We start from the raw sequence: 432 nt of genomic DNA on the forward strand, positions 1-432 counted from the left end.
CCAACCTTACCTACCGCAGCGTTTACTACGACGATGACACCAACCTCCCTGTGCCCATCACCATGGAGGAGAACGTGCTGGCTGGGGAAGCCTCCATATTTGTGCATACCATCCAGCAGTTTCTAAAGGGCGACACCGCCCTTGTAGAGCGAAACCTAAACATTATGGAGACATTATATCTTCCTAAAAATTCAAGTGATCCTGAACTTATGAAGTATGATGTTAACTTCTTCAAGGCGCTATACGCTAGGGATAGGTCTAAGTGCGAGGAGGCGCTGAGCGCGCTGGTTAGCCCCAAAATCCATCGGGCAAGAAATGACGACACTCTTCTGAAGAAGTACATATCAATGCCCGCACTGGGGTATGCTAAGCTGGCTTGGATATGTGGTGTGGAAGTAAGCGTAAAAAGCAAGTTAATACCAGCGGAGCTGC

The 432-nt window shown here is 48.6% G+C and carries 1 protein-coding gene; it reads left to right on the forward strand.

Annotated elements, in window-relative coordinates:
• Positions 1-432, forward strand: a 432-nt coding sequence (locus L990_RS16600) for an immunity 49 family protein (protein ID WP_047451764.1), incomplete at both ends; no start/stop codon positions are given.

Source organism: Alistipes sp. ZOR0009 (genome assembly GCF_000798815.1).
GTDB lineage: Bacteria > Bacteroidota > Bacteroidia > Bacteroidales > ZOR0009 > Acetobacteroides.